Raw genomic sequence first — 14226 nt, 5'->3', positions numbered from 1 at the left:
GGTGTTAACGATTATCGGAGCCTGAAGGATAGTGGTAAACACTGCGGCTAATATCCAGCAAGCGGCAGCTGCGACGCGTTCCAATGTCGAAGGTGGTTTGCAGGAAGTTAACAGCTTGCCGCTTCTCATTTGTGGTGAAGAAGTTTTTCAGCACGCTTTGCAGCATCTCTTTGTCGGAACTCAGTGACTGTAGCTCACGGGTAAGGTTTTGTAGTTTATCCTCCAAATCTTTGATTTTTCTCCCTTCTTCTGAAGAAAGCCCAGAAAACTTTTTCTTCCAGCTGTAGAAGGTGGCCTCGGAAATGCCAAGCTCTTCACAAATCTCCCTGACTTTCACTCCCGTTTCAGAAGCTTTAATGGCATTTGTGATTTGCTCTTCGCTATATCGTGACTTTCTCATAAATGCTCTTACCTTTCTTATCAATTAGTGGATGAGAATTACTGTATTAATATCTGGTACTGCAAAAAGAGTATTAATGCAGTATTAAAGTGCGCGATTTGAATTGCGAGGTTTAAATTAAGTTATTTGGAATAAATATCATCATGGGATAAATCTTATTTTATTCTGAATGCCATTGAACGCCTTCCTGGCTTTGGGTTTTTGATATAGATTCATTTCATCCCAAATGCAGAAAAATACTACAATCATTGGAAATACGGCATAACCTGTTTGTGAAAATCACAGGGTGTGCCAGTAAACCTTTGCTTCGAATTCAGGCTGAAATCGTTTACATCCGCAGAGTTTCGCACCAGGTTTAATCGGAATTTTCCTGAATTCATTCAAAGAATCCTGACGGGAGTCTCATTTTTCGGACCAGTTTGGTTTGAAGTTATTAATTTAAGTCAGGCCCACTGAGCGCTTGTTAATTCATTTCAAGGACGTTGTACCGAAAGGCAGTTGCTGTAAGTAATACTAAGGATCAGTCGATGAAATTGAGCGTAATGTCTAATGCCGCCTGGATGATGTCTGAGAAGATCGTCTCGGTGTTCGGCGTCATATTTGTGACCTCCTACGTGGCGAAGTCATTTGGCCCTACCATATTCGGTCAGATGGCGTTTTCAACCTCGTTGTTCTCGATGGTACAGACCGTAGCGATTTTCGGTACCGAAACCATCCTGTTCAAACGCATCAGCAAAAGCGCGCCGAAAGGCCTGCGGCTGATGGCGGTGGCCCGCACCATGCGGTTGGTCTTGTTGTTGCTGACCTCTATCCCGGTGTTGATTTGGGTGTGGTACAACATGCAGGAAAATTTCCTCGCATTTGCCCTGGCCTCGTTTATCTCCTCCGTTTTTGTGACGCAGGATACGTTCAGCGTTTACAACAATGCGCGTCTGGCTTCCCGACTCAACACCGTGGCCAACTCGGTCGGCCTGCTGTTGGGCTTTACCCTGAGTTTCGCCATTGCCTGGCTGCATCTCAATCCCTTGTGGCTGACGCTGTCGATTGTCATGGTCACGCTGGTGCCGTACGTCATCAAACGGTCTAATTTTTATCGCGAAAACCAGGACATGGCGCCGCCACAGGAGAAGCGCAATACCTACCTGCGTTATCTGCTGTACGCAGGTTTACCGTTGGCGATTTCCAGCATCTTCATTTCTGTGCAGGTTAAGGCGGCCCAGATGTTTTTGGCGGGCATTGCCTCCGCTCGCGACCTCGGCCTGTTTGCTGCCGCCAATACCATTTCGGCGTCCTGGATATTCATTCCGGTTGCCATCATCACTTCCTGCTTCTCGGAGATATTCCGGGAGCGCGGAGCAGCCGCCATCAAGCTCACTGCGCGGCTGAACGGCTATGTCATGGGTGTTTCATTGTTGTTGTTAGCGGTGATTGCGCTGTATGGCGAGCAAATCATCATCGCTTTGTATGGTCACGAGTACACACAGTCAGGGAGTCTCATTACGTTACTGTCGTTAGCAACCTGCTTTTCGGCAATGGGGACCGTAGCGTATCGCTACATGGTGAAAGAGGGCGGATTTAACTATCTGCTGAAGAAGATCATCTGCCTGATGGTGATCAGTCTGCCGCTGTCGTGGTGGCTGATCCAGGGCTACGGCATCATGGGTGCCGCCTGGAGCGTCTTCATCTCTGAACTTCTGTCCCTCACCGTAATGAATTACTTCTTCAATAACGGCGTCATTCAGAAGATTCAAGTTTCCTCACTCAACTACAAAACCTACAAATGAGGTCCGATATGCTCAAGTTGAAAGATGAACTCAGAAGAAGTGTCCAGTACTTCATCAAGAAGATGCCCTGGGCTTACCAGGACCGCATCTATTACTTTCATAAATTCCGCAAACTGCCCAATTTGCGTCAACCGAAAGTGTTTAATGAGAAGGTGCTGTACCGGAAATTCGTTTTTGGCGATTACCAAATCTATGGCCGCCTGTCGGATAAATATTCGGTGCGCGAATACATCGCCGAGAAAGTGGGCAGCGAATACCTGATCCCACTGGTGTATGAGACCAGCGACCCGCACTCGCTGCATACGCTGCCGAGCTGGAAGAACACGGTAATTAAGCCCAATCACGGCTCCAATATGGTGGAAATTCTGCTGGAAGAGCCGGATGCGCTGAAGAAGCAGAAAATTATCAGTGACTGCCATCGCTGGTTGAAGACCGACTTTGCCAATGAAGCGCGTGAGATTCACTATCGCTACATCAAGCCGCGTATCCTGGTGGAGCAGTACATTGGTGATGGCAAAACCGCGCCGATTGATTACAAGTTTCACATGTTCAACAAGCGTGACGGCAGCTTTGAATATGTGCTTCAGGTAATTTACAACCGATGTAACCCGTTACTGTCGATGAATTTTTATGTGAACAACCTCAATGAGGCGTACCACAAAATTCGCGATACCGGGCTGGATGTGAATCCACAAATGGCGCAGTTACAGCACGCATTAGCGCTGAGTAAAACCCTGGCGAGCGATTTTGATTATGTGCGTGTGGACTGGTATATCGATGGTGATCGGATTTACTTTGGCGAGCTGACGTTTACGCCAGGTGCCGGGTTGGTAACCGGGTTGGACCGTGGATTAAACCAGATGATGGGTGATATGTGGATTCAAGACCGCCGCGGTACGCAGATACCGGGTGTGACGGTGCCGGAAGTCGCTATTCCAGCCGTATTGAAGAAAATTTGAGTATCACACAGCAAAATAAAAAACCCCGCTTAGCGGGGTTTTTTATTAGCTGCGATTAAGGCATCGGCCAATCAGCAGGCGTCTGGCTCATCACTTCAACGAAGGCGTTTTTGGAGATTTCCATGAAGTTGTGCAGATTTTCCATGCTGAGGGTAATGCCGAGCAGGCCGGTAACGAACCAGCATGACATGCCTACACCAATACCGCCGCACATCAGTGCCATCACGTGGTGACTGTTCTGACGCAGTTTAATTTTCATGGTGCTGGCAAAGAACATCATGATGGCGCTGAGTAGCTCCCAACGCATGACGATTAAACTGGTGGTTAACGTAGCCATCTGCAAAAACCTCTTCAAATCAGTAATATCCCTGACATTGATTGGACATCACTGGCGGCAAAGAAGGAGGGTCAGGGAGGCCCTTCTGGCCGTCTTACGCGGGGGTAAATCTGTGACTTGGGTCACATTATATCACCCGATTTGAAAGTTTGAACAAAATTTATACCTGGTATGGTAGAAAGATTTTTATCGAAGCGGGGGAGATGGCAGAGGCAAAGCGGGAAGGTGCGCCCGTGAAGGGCGCGCAGAATGTCACTGAACCGGGCAGCACTCGCCGGTTGTGCGCTGGGCAAAGCTGTTCATGTTTTCACTGCAATCGAAACTCAGCAGACGCGGACGCTGAATCATCGCCTGACGGCGCATGGTGTGACGATAGGCGGTCGGCGTCTGGGAAAACTGACGGCGGAACACGCGCGAAAAAGTTTGCTGTGAATCGTAACCGTATTGCATCGCGATATCGAACACTGGACGCTGGGTCTGGCGTAACGCTTCAGCGGCCAGAGTCAGGCGGCGCTCACGAATATAGCCACCCAGCGTTTGTTTCGTCACGGTACGGAACATACGCTGCAGGTGCCATTTTGAGTAGCCAGATTTTGCTGCCACTTCGTCGATCGACAGGGCCTTATCCAGATTTTCATCGATCCAATGTGTCAGTGAATGAATGATTTCCTGTTGCATCATAGCCTCATCCTTCTGAAAGGTTTATCGGGTTTGAAATTCGAAGTTTTGATGGGGTGCGAGTATAATTCCTCAAGTTAACTTGAGGTAAAGGCCCTAAATGAAAAAAGAACGCAATTACCCAAAACCGGTGTTAACGCCGGGTGAAGTGGCGAAACGTAGCGGCGTGGCCGTTTCCGCGCTGCACTTTTATGAAACCAAAGGTTTAATTTTCAGTTCGCGCAATGGCGGCAATCAACGGCGTTACAGCCGCGATGTGCTGCGCCGTGTGGCGATTATCAAGATTGCGCAGCGCATCGGTATTCCGCTGGCCACTGTCAGCGACAGTTTGATGCATGTACCAGCCAACAAGCGTATGTCGACGCAGGAGTGGGATGCGCTGACGCAGCACTGGCGTGAAGAGCTGGATAAGCGTATCGAAACCCTGACGCGCCTGCGTAACGATTTGGACGGGTGTATTGGCTGTGGCTGCTTATCGATGCGTGATTGTCCACTGCGCAATCCCGGTGACCGTCTGGCACAGCAAGGTTCGGGGGCGGTGTTACTCGATCCTGAGCAAGACGAGCACAAAGGTTAATCCGCTATACTTGCCGGGAGACTTTGACCGGCAAGGAAAACCGCATGATTACCGTTCACCATCTGGAAAATTCCCGTTCGCATCGCGTGTTGTGGCTGCTGGAAGAGCTGTCGGTGCCGTATCAAATTAAACGTTATCAGCGCGAAGACACGCTGCTGGCACCAGAGTCATTAAAGAAAATTCACCCGTTGGGGAAGTCGCCGGTTATTACTGATGGCAATCGGGTGATCGCCGAGTCAGGGGCGATTCTGGCGTATCTGCAGCAGAAATATGACAGCGAGCATTTGTTCGCCATCACGGACGAGGATGAACAGATTCAGGCGCGTTACTGGCTGCATTACGCAGAAGGGTCGCTGATGCCATTGCTGGTGATGAAGCTGGTGTTTGGGCAACTCGGGAAGAAGCCGGTGCCGTGGATTTTACGTCCGGCAGGCGTGGCGTTGAGCAAAGGGATTCAGAAGGCCTGGTTGAACAAGCAGCTAAAACTGCACGGCGACGTGATTGAGCAGCATCTTAGCCAGCATCGTTATTTCGCCGGGTCACGGTTTAGCATCGCCGATGTGCAGATGAGTTTCCCGCTGCTGGCGTTGCAAGTGCGGGGATCGCTGAATGAGATGCCGTCCACCGCGCGCTGGCTGGAAGCAATGCAGCAACGTGCTGCCTGGCAACGCGCGATTGAGCAGGGCGGGGTTATCTCGTTCAGCTAAGTTGGTTAGTTGCTGTTGATTGAGTGCTGTGGATTAGCCGCTGTGAGTTGGGTGTTGTGGATTATCGCTGTGGGTTGGGTGCCATGCCCAACAAAGGCCCGCCCGATCGCAAAGGAATAACGCATCCATGCAGATCGGCCGCGCCGTCCATGGCGCGGACGCTTTGCTCTTCGGGCGGGCCTTTGCTGGGCCTCGACTTGGTTATCGCTTCAAGTTGCAGCAACCTCACACCTCTGGTGCGGTGGGTGAGGAAAATTTTGCGATGAATGGAACATGCTTTGATATTCCACGCATCCATGGCGCGGACGCTTTGCTCTTAGGGTGGATATTTGCTGGACCCCAAGTTGGACATCGCTTCAAATTGTAGCAACCTCATACTTCGGGTGCAGTTGGTGAGGAAAACCAGGCGATAAATTGAAAAAACCAAGATTTTCCAGCCAGTTCCGACCCCTTAAGTTTCGCCAAAAGCAGTGTAACCACATTGTTAACCCGCGTCAGTCTGCGCTTTATCCTGCCTGATAATCGATTAGTAGTTGAAAACCCCATAGCAAACGCCAGATAATCGTTTGCCTTTTTCCGTGTCCTCCTTTTACGACCTGGAATACGCGGCCACGTAAACGTTTGCCTCTTTTCTCTTTGAGAACCTTCACCAGGATGATGCGCAAACGCGGGCCGTGGGGCTCATTACATCTTAAAAAACGCAGAGGATTTACTATGTCTGGCGATTCACGCCCGGCCAGTGGAAAACTGGACGCCTGGTTCAACATCTCGGCACGCGGCAGCAGCGTGCGTCAGGAAATTTTGGCGGGTTTAACCACCTTTTTAGCCATGGTTTACTCCGTCATTGTCGTACCGGGTATGCTGGGTAAAGCCGGCTTCTCGCCGACCGCTGTGTTTGTGGCAACCTGCCTGGTCGCCAGCTTTGGTTCGATCATCATGGGATTGTGGGCCAACCTGCCCATGGCGATCGGCTGTGCGATTTCCCTGACCGCCTTCACCGCGTTTAGCCTGGTGCTGGGCCAGCACATTAGCGTCCCGGTTGCCCTTGGCGCGGTATTCCTGATGGGCTTGCTGTTCACGTTGATTTCGGTCACCGGGATTCGCGCCTGGATTTTGCGTAACCTGCCGATGGGCGTGGCGCACGGCACGGGAGTCGGTATTGGCCTGTTCCTGCTGCTGATTGCGGCCGATGGTATTGGCCTGGTTGTGAAGAACCCGGCGCCGGGCTTGCCGGTGGCTCTCGGCCACTTCACCTCGTTCCCGGTGATCATGGCGCTGATTGGGCTGGCAGCCATCTTTGGTCTGGAAAAACGTCGTGTGCCAGGCGGAATTTTGCTGACCATCGTAGCGATTTCGGTAGTGGGTTTGATCTTTGATCCTGCGGTGACCTATCAGGGGCTGTTTGCCATGCCGAGCCTGAAGGATGCCAATGGCCAATCCGCGATGTTTAGTCTCGATATCATGGGGGCGCTGCAACCGGTGGTGCTGCCAAGTGTGCTGGCGCTGGTGATGACCGCGGTATTTGATGCCACCGGCACCATTCGTGCAGTGGCGGGCCAGGCGAATCTGCTGGATAAAGACGGCCAGATCATTAACGGTGGCCGCGCGTTGACCACCGACTCCGTCAGCAGTCTGTTTGCCGGTTTAGTCGGTGCTTCGCCTGCGGCGGTGTATATCGAATCGGCCGCCGGAACGGCAGCGGGCGGTAAAACTGGCCTGACAGCGATCGTTGTCGGTCTGTTGTTCTTGCTGATTCTGTTTATGTCCCCGCTGGCCTATCTGGTACCGGCCTACGCGACGGCACCAGCATTGATGTACGTTGGCCTGCTGATGCTAAGCAATGTGGCGAAAATCGATTTCAATGATTTCGTCGATGCGATGTCAGGTTTGGTCACTGCTGTGTTCATCGTGCTGACCTGCAACATCGTCACCGGCATCATGCTCGGCTTCAGCTCGTTGGTGATTGGCCGCCTCTTTGCGGGTGAATGGCGCAGGCTGAACGTGGGAACCGTGGTGATTGCTGTTGCACTGGTGGCCTTCTACGCGGGTGGCTGGGCCATCTGACTTTTAAACGCGCTTATTTCCAGATAAGTCTCTTTCTGGTTCACGCCGCACGCAGGGTTGCCCCTTTGTGCGGCGTTTTGTTTTACACTTTCCTGCGCAACAACATCGCTTTAATGAAATTGATTCGCCTAAGGAAAGCATGGAAATCTTCTTTACTATTCTCATCATGACGCTGGTGGTGTCACTCTCCGGCGTGGCGGCGCGCATATTGCCGTTCCAAATTCCCCTGCCGTTGGTGCAGATTGCCGCTGGTGCATTGCTGGCCGTGCCGAGCTTTGGCCTGCATGTCGATTTTGACCCCGAACTGTTCCTCGTGCTGTTCATTCCGCCATTGCTGTTTGCCGATGGCTGGAAAACGCCGATTAACGAATTCCTGCACCACGGACGCGAAATCATGGGCCTGGCACTGGTGCTGGTGCTGATTACCGTGGTCGGAATTGGTTATCTGATTTACTGGCTGGTGCCGGGTATTCCACTGATCCCTGCCTTCGCGCTGGCTGCGGTGCTGTCACCTACCGATGCCGTGGCGCTCTCCGGCATTGTCGGGGAAGGGCGCATCCCGAAAAAGATCATGTCGATTGTGCAGGGCGAAGCCCTGATGAACGACGCATCCGGCCTGGTATCACTGAAGTTTGCGGTCGCGGTGGCGATGGGCACCATGGTGTTTACCTGGGGTGGCGCCAGCGTGGAGTTCCTCAAAGTGGCGATCGGCGGTCTGGTCGCGGGTGTGGCGGTATGCTGGCTATATGGCCGCTCGCTGCGTCTGCTGAGCCGCTGGAGCGGTGACGATCCGGCGACGCAAACCGTGCTACTGCTGCTGCTGCCTTTCGCCTCTTATCTGATTGCTGAGCATCTGGGCGTGTCAGGTATCCTCGCGGCAGTTGCGGCGGGTATGACCATCACGCGCTCTGGCATTATCCGCCAGGCACCGCTGGCGATGCGTTTACGTGCGAATAGCGTATGGCAGATGCTGGAGTTTGTGTTTAACGGCATGGTGTTCCTGATGCTGGGCCTGCAACTGCCGGACATTCTGGAAACCTCCGTCGCGCAAGCCAATGCCGATCCGAACGTCGAGCTGTGGATGCTGTTCACCGATGTTGCCCTGGTGTATATCGCCTTGATGATCGTGCGCTTTGGCTGGTTGTGGATGATGCAACGTGCCAGTTTGCGTTTCCTGAAGAAGAAGCCGCTGGAATTCTCTAACTACTCTTTCCGCGAGTTGCTCATCGCCTCTTTTGCCGGTGTGCGTGGTGCCATTACGCTGGCCGGTGTGCTGTCGATTCCGCTGTTTCTTAGCAATGGCGAACCGTTCCCGGCGCGCTATGAGCTGGTGTTTATTGCCACCGGCGTGATTCTGTTCTCGCTGTTTGTCGGGGTGATTCTGCTGCCGATATTGTTACGCGGTATGGAAAGCACCGATAAATCGGGACATCGCCGTGAAATCCAGCATGCGCGTGCGGCAATGGCCAATGTGGCGATTGAGAGCCTGCACAAAATGGAGCAGCGGCTGGAAAACGATGCGGAAGAGAATATCGATCCGGAGCTGTTAAAAGAGGTCAGTTTGCGCGTGATTGGCAATTTGCGCCGCCGCGTGGTGGGCAAAGATGAGGTGGATCAGGCGCTGTTTGCCGAAAACCTGGAGCGTCGTTTCCGCCTCAATGCCCTGCGTGCCGAGCGCGCCGAGGTTTACCATCTGCGCGCGACGCAGGAGATTTCTAATGAGACGATGCAGAAGCTGCTGCGCGATCTCGATCTGCTGGAAGCGTTGCTGATTGAGAAAGAGGAGTAAGCACAGCTCAATAGCTGGCATATAGCGTCGCTACACTGATAACCGTGGCGGCGCGTCCGGCCAATGCTCGCGGCAGCAATCGATCCACGCCTGCGCACTGCGCGACAGATAGCTGCCTTCTCGCCAGATCAAACCCAGACTCCACTGCAACTCCGATTCCAGTGGCAACCACAGCAGCGATTGCTTATCCAGCCGCTGGCAAATCGGCTCGGGTAAAATTGCCAGTCCCATTTCGGCTTGTACCATTGCTGCCAGGAAATCCCACTGCGCACTGCGCACCGCAATCTCCGGCGTCAGTCCCTGACGCTGAAATGCCTTCATCAACTGACGATTAAGCGAGAACTCTTCATTCAGGATCAGCAGTGGATGAGCCGCCAGTTCCTTGAGACCCAGGCTGCTGCGATTGAGCCACTGCGCGCTGCGCGGCAGCAGCACGCACAAAGGATGACGCATCAGTTCCAGCGTATTGAGCGGCAAATCCGCATCGACCGGCAGCGCAGTGAGGGCGATATCCAGCCCGCCGTTCAGCACGGCCTGCTGCACCGTTAAGCCGCCGGACTCAACAATCTTCAACTGCACACCCGGATAGCGGCGGCGAAACGCGGAGATCGAACCGGCGATCTGCATCCCGACCATCGGCGGGATGCCCAGCCGCAGTTCACCGGTTTTCAATTCATTGATATCGCCAATCTGCGCTTCCAGTTGATGAAACTCCTGCAGAATCGCCAGCCCGCGTTGATACACCGCCTGACCGCTGTCGGTGAGATGCAGCTTGCGGCCCTCACGCAGCAGCAGCGTGCAGCCGAGTTCTTCCTCTAACTGGCGCAGCATTTTGCTGATGGTAGGTTGCGTGACAAACAGCTTCTCAGCGGCACGGGTGAAACTTTGCTGGCGTACCACCTCGGTGAAATAGCGCAGGGCGCGGACGTCCATCAAGCATTCCTTTTTGGCATAGTTTGAATAATTTTAATTCATTTCTTTCACAGTTTGACGCGGATTTATACTAAGCCCAACGTTTAATTCTGGGGAGAAGGAAAATGGCGCTTGCATTGAGTCCGCGCAGAACGGACATCCTGCAACGTGTTTTTGTGCCATTGCAGTTGGTGCTGTATATCGGCCTGTTTATGGCCAGCGACAAACTGGTGAGCTGGCTGCATTTGCCGCTGCCTGCCAATGTGGTGGGAATGGTACTGCTGTTGTTATTGATCATGACACGCGTGGTGCCGCTGCGTTGGGTGAAAGCCGGGGCCAACTGGCTGCTGGCGGAAATGCTGCTGTTCTTTATTCCTGCGGTGGTGGCGGTGGTCAATTACAGCGATTTATTGCGCAGCGAAGGCTGGCGCATCTGTGTGGTGATTGCGGTGAGTACCTTATTAGTGCTGGCGGCGACCTCGCTGGTGGTGGATCGTCTGTACCGCTTCGAACTGGCGCGTGCGGCGCGTAAGCAGGCACATCATGGCTGATTTCATCATTAGCCTGCTGTGTCTGGCGCTGACGCTGCTGGTCTATTACGTCAACAAACGCCTCTATCGCCGCAAACAGACATTGCTGCTGATGCCGCTGGTAATGACGCCGGTGGTGCTGGTGGCGCTGCTACTGCTGACACACGTCAGTTGGAAAGATTACATCGCGGAAAGCCACTGGCTTATCTGGCTGCTGGGCCCGGCAACGCTGGCGTTTGCGGTGCCGGTGTATGAGAACCTGGAGATCATCAAGCGCCACTGGCTATCGCTGAGTGTCGGCGTGTTAACCGCCACGCTGGTGGCGGTGTGCAGTTCGGTATGGCTGGCGCGACTGCTGATGCTGCCGGAAACCATCCAGCGTAGCCTCGCGGTGCGCTCGATTACTACGCCATTTGCATTGGCGGCTGCATTACCGATTGGCGGCCAGCCGGATTTGGTGGCGCTGTTTGTGGTGATCACCGGGGTGTTTGGCATGGCAGTAGGCGATGTGCTGTTTCTGCGTATCGCCATCAAACAGGGCGTGGCAAAAGGTGCCGGATTTGGTGCTGCGTCGCACGGTGCGGGAACGGCTCGCGCTTATCAATTAGGTCAGCAAGAGGGCGTGGTATCGAGCCTGGTAATGATGCTGTCAGGCGTGGTGACGGTGATTCTGGCACCGCTGTTGAGCCACTTGTTATGGGCGGCCTGATGGTCGCTTTTTGCGCACTGTCATCGATTTTTACGTAAAGGTTTCCAAATAAAGTTGTCTCCTGCTGCCAGGCTGTTACCCTTTGCGCCGACTTATTTGTCCTTCATGGAGTGGAATCATATGTTTAAGCAACTTGTTACTGGAAGCGTATTGGGTCTGGCACTGCTGAGCAGCGGCGCGCAGGCAATTGAGGGCAGTGTTGACGTGGGTGAGCATAGCACCAACCTGAACCTTGGCCTCGGCACCACCTCTCCTGGCCTGTTCCTGAAAGGCAACTGGCTGCGCAGCGATCACGATGGCAGCACCTACGGTCTGGGCGCGGGCTACAACATCGATTTTGGCGACTTCCGCATTGCCCCTACCGCCAAAGCACTGTTCACCCATCCGGAAGATGGTCGTGATGGCTTCACCGTGGCTGTAGGTGCCGGTGCACAGTACAACTTCAACAGCATGTGGGGCCTGTACGGCGAATACTACTACGCGCCGGAAGCGTTCTCCGATCGTCTGGACAGCTACAAAGAAGCGTCTGGTGGTCTGAGCTTCACCCCGATTTCACTGCTGAATCTGCGTGTGGGTTATCAGTACATCGAGCTGAACAACAAAGGCGATCGCAAAGACAACGTGCTGGTCGATGGCCCATACGTGGGCGCGTCACTGCGTTTTTAATGATGAAACCCGATGCACCTGATGGCGCGTCGGATTCATCATCGCACAAACTGAATGCCGCCCATTTGGGCGGCATTTTTTGTTTAGTGCGCTTTGCCCTGCGAAATGCCTACGCCCGTTTGTGAACGAATAAACTGACCACGGAATTTAGCCCGCTCTTCAGCACCCTGTCTGGAGTGATCGGTAATCGAGAACAGCCAGGTACCGATAAACGCTGCCGCCATTGAGAACAGCGCCGGATACTCATACGGATAGACCGGGGTGGCATGCCCCAGCACCTGCACCCAGATGGTCGGCCCGAGGATCATCAACACAACCGCCGTAATCAATCCCAGCCAGCCGCCAATCATCGCGCCGCGCGTGGTCAGCTTCGACCAGTACATTGAGAGCAAAATAATCGGGAAGTTACAGCTGGCCGCAATCGAGAACGCCAGTCCGACCATAAAGGCGATGTTCTGTTTCTCAAACGCGATACCCAACACAATCGCCACCACGCCAAGAATCAGCACGGTAATTTTCGACACCCGCAGCTCATCACGCTCAGTCGCCTGACCTTTGCGAATCACGCTGGCATACAGGTCATGAGAAACCGCAGAAGCACCGGCCAGCGTCAGCCCGGCAACAACGGCCAGGATCGTGGCGAAAGCCACTGCCGAGATAAAGCCAAGGAACAGGCTGCCGCCCACCGCATTCGCCAGATGCACCGCCGCCATATTGGTGCCACCAATCAGCGCGCCAGAAGCATCTTTGAAGGCTGGATTTGCGCCGACCAGCAGAATCGCGCCAAAACCAATGATAAAGGTGAGGAAGTAGAAATAGCCCATAAAGCCGGTGGCCCAGAACACGCTCTTACGCGCTTCACGTGCATCCGCCACGGTAAAGAAGCGCATCAGAATATGCGGTAAGCCAGCGGTGCCGAACATCAATCCAAGACCAAGAGACAGCGCCGATATCGGATCTTTCACCAGACCGCCCGGTTGCATGATCGCGGCACCTTTCGGATGGACCGCCATCGCTTCGGTAAACAGCGTGTTGAAGCTGAAGCCGGTGGCTTTCATTACCATAATCGCCATAAAGCTGGCCCCAAACAGCAGCAGCACGGCTTTGATAATCTGTACCCATGTGGTGGCCAGCATGCCGCCAAACAGCACATACATCACCATCAAAATCCCCACCAGTACCACGGCGATGTGATAATCGAGGCCAAACAGTAGCTGGATGAGTTTGCCTGCACCCACCATTTGCGCTATCAAATACAGCGCCACGACGACCAGCGAGCCACAGGCCGACAGGGTACGAATCGGTTTTTGCTGCAGGCGATATGACGCCACATCGGCAAAGGTATAGCGCCCGAGGTTACGTAAGCGCTCCGCAATGAGGAACAGAATCATCGGCCAGCCCACCAGGAAGCCGAGCGAGTAGATCAACCCATCGTAGCCCGAGGTGTAAACCAGCGCCGAGATACCGAGGAACGAGGCCGCAGACATAAAGTCACCCGCCATCGCCAGACCGTTCTGGAAGCCGGTAATATTGCCGCCCGCCGTGTAGTAATCGCTACGTGAACGGGTGCGTTTGGAGGCCCAATAGGTGATGCCGAGCGTCGCCGCCACAAACACCACAAACATGATGATGGCTTCGTAGTTGGTGGCCTGTTTTTGCACTGCGCCGGTAATGGCGTCGGCGGCAAACACGCTGGCAGGCACTATCGCTAACAAGGCTGAGAACAGGCGCTTCATGATTTCACCTCGCTCAGGATTTGTTTGGTCAGGCGATCAAATTCGCCGTTAGCGCGCCAGACATAGACGCCAGTGAGCAGAAACGACACCACAATGAGGCCAACGCCGATGGGGATGCCGCGTGTGACATTGGTGCCTTCATGCAGCGGCGTACCGAGCCAGCCAGGGGCAAAGGCAATCAGCAAAATAAATCCGACGTACAACACCAGCATGATGATACTGAGCAACAGCGCAAAGGCCTGGCGCTTGTGCACCAGTTCCTGAAAACGCGGGTTACTCTCGATTTGTTGCCAGACTGCTTCCGGTTGATTTAGGGCTTCGTTCATCACAGTTTCTCCAGAGGAAAGGCAGGCAGATATCTCACGGTTAAATGATTTA

Annotated in this window: 15 protein-coding genes; 9 read left to right on the top strand and 6 right to left on the bottom strand. The window is 53.7% G+C overall.

Going from position 1 to position 14226, the window contains the following annotated elements; all coding sequences use genetic code 11:
- Positions 1-4: 4 nt before the first annotated feature.
- Positions 5-400: a transposase gene (locus tag AC1MDE_RS11590; protein WP_034826907.1), complete on the bottom strand. Its 396-nt coding sequence runs from the start codon at positions 398-400 to the stop codon at positions 5-7.
- Positions 401-927: 527 nt separating this feature from the next.
- Between AC1MDE_RS11590 and AC1MDE_RS11585 the strand changes: the two genes are divergently transcribed.
- The gene (locus AC1MDE_RS11585; RefSeq protein WP_058960083.1) at positions 928-2184 is read left to right on the top strand and encodes an oligosaccharide flippase family protein; all 1257 of its coding nucleotides are present in this window, start codon (positions 928-930) and stop codon (positions 2182-2184) included.
- An 8-nt stretch (positions 2185-2192) separates the two neighbouring features.
- The gene (locus AC1MDE_RS11580; RefSeq protein WP_034826903.1) at positions 2193-3143 is read left to right on the top strand and encodes an ATP-grasp fold amidoligase family protein; all 951 of its coding nucleotides are present in this window, start codon (positions 2193-2195) and stop codon (positions 3141-3143) included.
- 55 nt (positions 3144-3198) lie between these two features.
- Here the strand turns inward: AC1MDE_RS11580 and AC1MDE_RS11575 are convergent, their stop codons facing one another.
- The gene (locus AC1MDE_RS11575) at positions 3199-3480 is read right to left on the bottom strand and encodes a YjcB family protein (protein ID WP_034826901.1); all 282 of its coding nucleotides are present in this window, start codon (positions 3478-3480) and stop codon (positions 3199-3201) included.
- Positions 3481-3732: 252 nt separating this feature from the next.
- Entirely contained in the window at positions 3733-4161 is a 429-nt protein-coding gene (soxS, locus tag AC1MDE_RS11570) for a superoxide response transcriptional regulator SoxS (RefSeq protein ID WP_034826899.1), read from the bottom strand.
- 97 nt (positions 4162-4258) lie between these two features.
- On the opposite strand from soxS, the gene soxR reads away from it, so the two are divergent.
- From soxR to AC1MDE_RS11550, 4 genes are all read left to right on the top strand, one after another.
- Positions 4259-4735: a redox-sensitive transcriptional activator SoxR gene (soxR, locus tag AC1MDE_RS11565; RefSeq protein ID WP_034826898.1), complete on the top strand. Its 477-nt coding sequence runs from the start codon at positions 4259-4261 to the stop codon at positions 4733-4735.
- A 44-nt stretch (positions 4736-4779) separates the two neighbouring features.
- A complete protein-coding gene (locus AC1MDE_RS11560) occupies positions 4780-5442 on the top strand; it encodes a glutathione S-transferase family protein (protein WP_479397961.1) in 663 nt (220 codons plus the stop codon).
- 714 nt (positions 5443-6156) lie between these two features.
- The gene (locus AC1MDE_RS11555) at positions 6157-7506 is read left to right on the top strand and encodes an NCS2 family permease (protein ID WP_479397962.1); all 1350 of its coding nucleotides are present in this window, start codon (positions 6157-6159) and stop codon (positions 7504-7506) included.
- A 139-nt stretch (positions 7507-7645) separates the two neighbouring features.
- Positions 7646-9295, top strand: a complete 1650-nt coding sequence (locus AC1MDE_RS11550) for a Na+/H+ antiporter (protein ID WP_058960087.1) — start codon at positions 7646-7648, stop codon at positions 9293-9295.
- A gap of 30 nt (positions 9296-9325) precedes the next feature.
- On the opposite strand, the gene AC1MDE_RS11545 is transcribed toward AC1MDE_RS11550, so the two are convergent.
- Complete coding sequence (locus tag AC1MDE_RS11545) at positions 9326-10228, bottom strand: LysR family transcriptional regulator (RefSeq protein ID WP_058960088.1); 903 nt, start codon at positions 10226-10228, stop codon at positions 9326-9328.
- Positions 10229-10332: 104 nt separating this feature from the next.
- Between AC1MDE_RS11545 and AC1MDE_RS11540 the strand changes: the two genes are divergently transcribed.
- The 3 genes from AC1MDE_RS11540 (at position 10333) to AC1MDE_RS11530 (ending at position 12112) form a co-directional block, all read left to right on the top strand.
- Positions 10333-10758, top strand: a complete 426-nt coding sequence (locus AC1MDE_RS11540; RefSeq protein ID WP_034826883.1) for a CidA/LrgA family protein — start codon at positions 10333-10335, stop codon at positions 10756-10758.
- On the top strand, positions 10751-11446 hold the full coding sequence (locus tag AC1MDE_RS11535) for an LrgB family protein (protein ID WP_034826881.1): 696 nt from the start codon (positions 10751-10753) through the stop codon (positions 11444-11446). Before AC1MDE_RS11540 ends, AC1MDE_RS11535 begins: the two co-directional genes overlap by 8 nt.
- A gap of 120 nt (positions 11447-11566) precedes the next feature.
- Positions 11567-12112: a YfaZ family outer membrane protein gene (locus AC1MDE_RS11530; protein WP_034826879.1), complete on the top strand. Its 546-nt coding sequence runs from the start codon at positions 11567-11569 to the stop codon at positions 12110-12112.
- An 83-nt stretch (positions 12113-12195) separates the two neighbouring features.
- On the opposite strand, the gene AC1MDE_RS11525 is transcribed toward AC1MDE_RS11530, so the two are convergent.
- Positions 12196-13848: a cation acetate symporter gene (locus tag AC1MDE_RS11525; RefSeq protein ID WP_182058968.1), complete on the bottom strand. Its 1653-nt coding sequence runs from the start codon at positions 13846-13848 to the stop codon at positions 12196-12198.
- Positions 13845-14174 (bottom strand): DUF485 domain-containing protein, encoded by a 330-nt coding sequence (locus AC1MDE_RS11520; protein WP_479402894.1) that lies wholly within the window; start codon positions 14172-14174, stop codon positions 13845-13847. Before AC1MDE_RS11520 ends, AC1MDE_RS11525 begins: the two co-directional genes overlap by 4 nt.
- Positions 14175-14226: the final 52 nt, after the last annotated feature.

The sequence above is a fragment of the Pantoea folii genome (assembly GCF_056678875.1).
This window is presented reverse-complemented; position numbering and strand designations above follow the sequence as displayed.

Coding starts and splice junctions, on each gene's coding strand:
- AC1MDE_RS11590 (WP_034826907.1), bottom strand. CDS start 400: ATGAGAAAGTCACGATATAGCGAAGAGCAAATCACAAATGCCATTAAA.
- AC1MDE_RS11585 (WP_058960083.1), top strand. CDS start 928: ATGAAATTGAGCGTAATGTCTAATGCCGCCTGGATGATGTCTGAGAAG.
- AC1MDE_RS11580 (WP_034826903.1), top strand. CDS start 2,193: ATGCTCAAGTTGAAAGATGAACTCAGAAGAAGTGTCCAGTACTTCATC.
- AC1MDE_RS11575 (WP_034826901.1), bottom strand. CDS start 3,480: ATGGCTACGTTAACCACCAGTTTAATCGTCATGCGTTGGGAGCTACTC.
- soxS (WP_034826899.1), bottom strand. CDS start 4,161: ATGATGCAACAGGAAATCATTCATTCACTGACACATTGGATCGATGAA.
- soxR (WP_034826898.1), top strand. CDS start 4,259: ATGAAAAAAGAACGCAATTACCCAAAACCGGTGTTAACGCCGGGTGAA.
- AC1MDE_RS11560 (WP_479397961.1), top strand. CDS start 4,780: ATGATTACCGTTCACCATCTGGAAAATTCCCGTTCGCATCGCGTGTTG.
- AC1MDE_RS11555 (WP_479397962.1), top strand. CDS start 6,157: ATGTCTGGCGATTCACGCCCGGCCAGTGGAAAACTGGACGCCTGGTTC.
- AC1MDE_RS11550 (WP_058960087.1), top strand. CDS start 7,646: ATGGAAATCTTCTTTACTATTCTCATCATGACGCTGGTGGTGTCACTC.
- AC1MDE_RS11545 (WP_058960088.1), bottom strand. CDS start 10,228: ATGGACGTCCGCGCCCTGCGCTATTTCACCGAGGTGGTACGCCAGCAA.
- AC1MDE_RS11540 (WP_034826883.1), top strand. CDS start 10,333: ATGGCGCTTGCATTGAGTCCGCGCAGAACGGACATCCTGCAACGTGTT.
- AC1MDE_RS11535 (WP_034826881.1), top strand. CDS start 10,751: ATGGCTGATTTCATCATTAGCCTGCTGTGTCTGGCGCTGACGCTGCTG.
- AC1MDE_RS11530 (WP_034826879.1), top strand. CDS start 11,567: ATGTTTAAGCAACTTGTTACTGGAAGCGTATTGGGTCTGGCACTGCTG.
- AC1MDE_RS11525 (WP_182058968.1), bottom strand. CDS start 13,848: ATGAAGCGCCTGTTCTCAGCCTTGTTAGCGATAGTGCCTGCCAGCGTG.
- AC1MDE_RS11520 (WP_479402894.1), bottom strand. CDS start 14,174: ATGAACGAAGCCCTAAATCAACCGGAAGCAGTCTGGCAACAAATCGAG.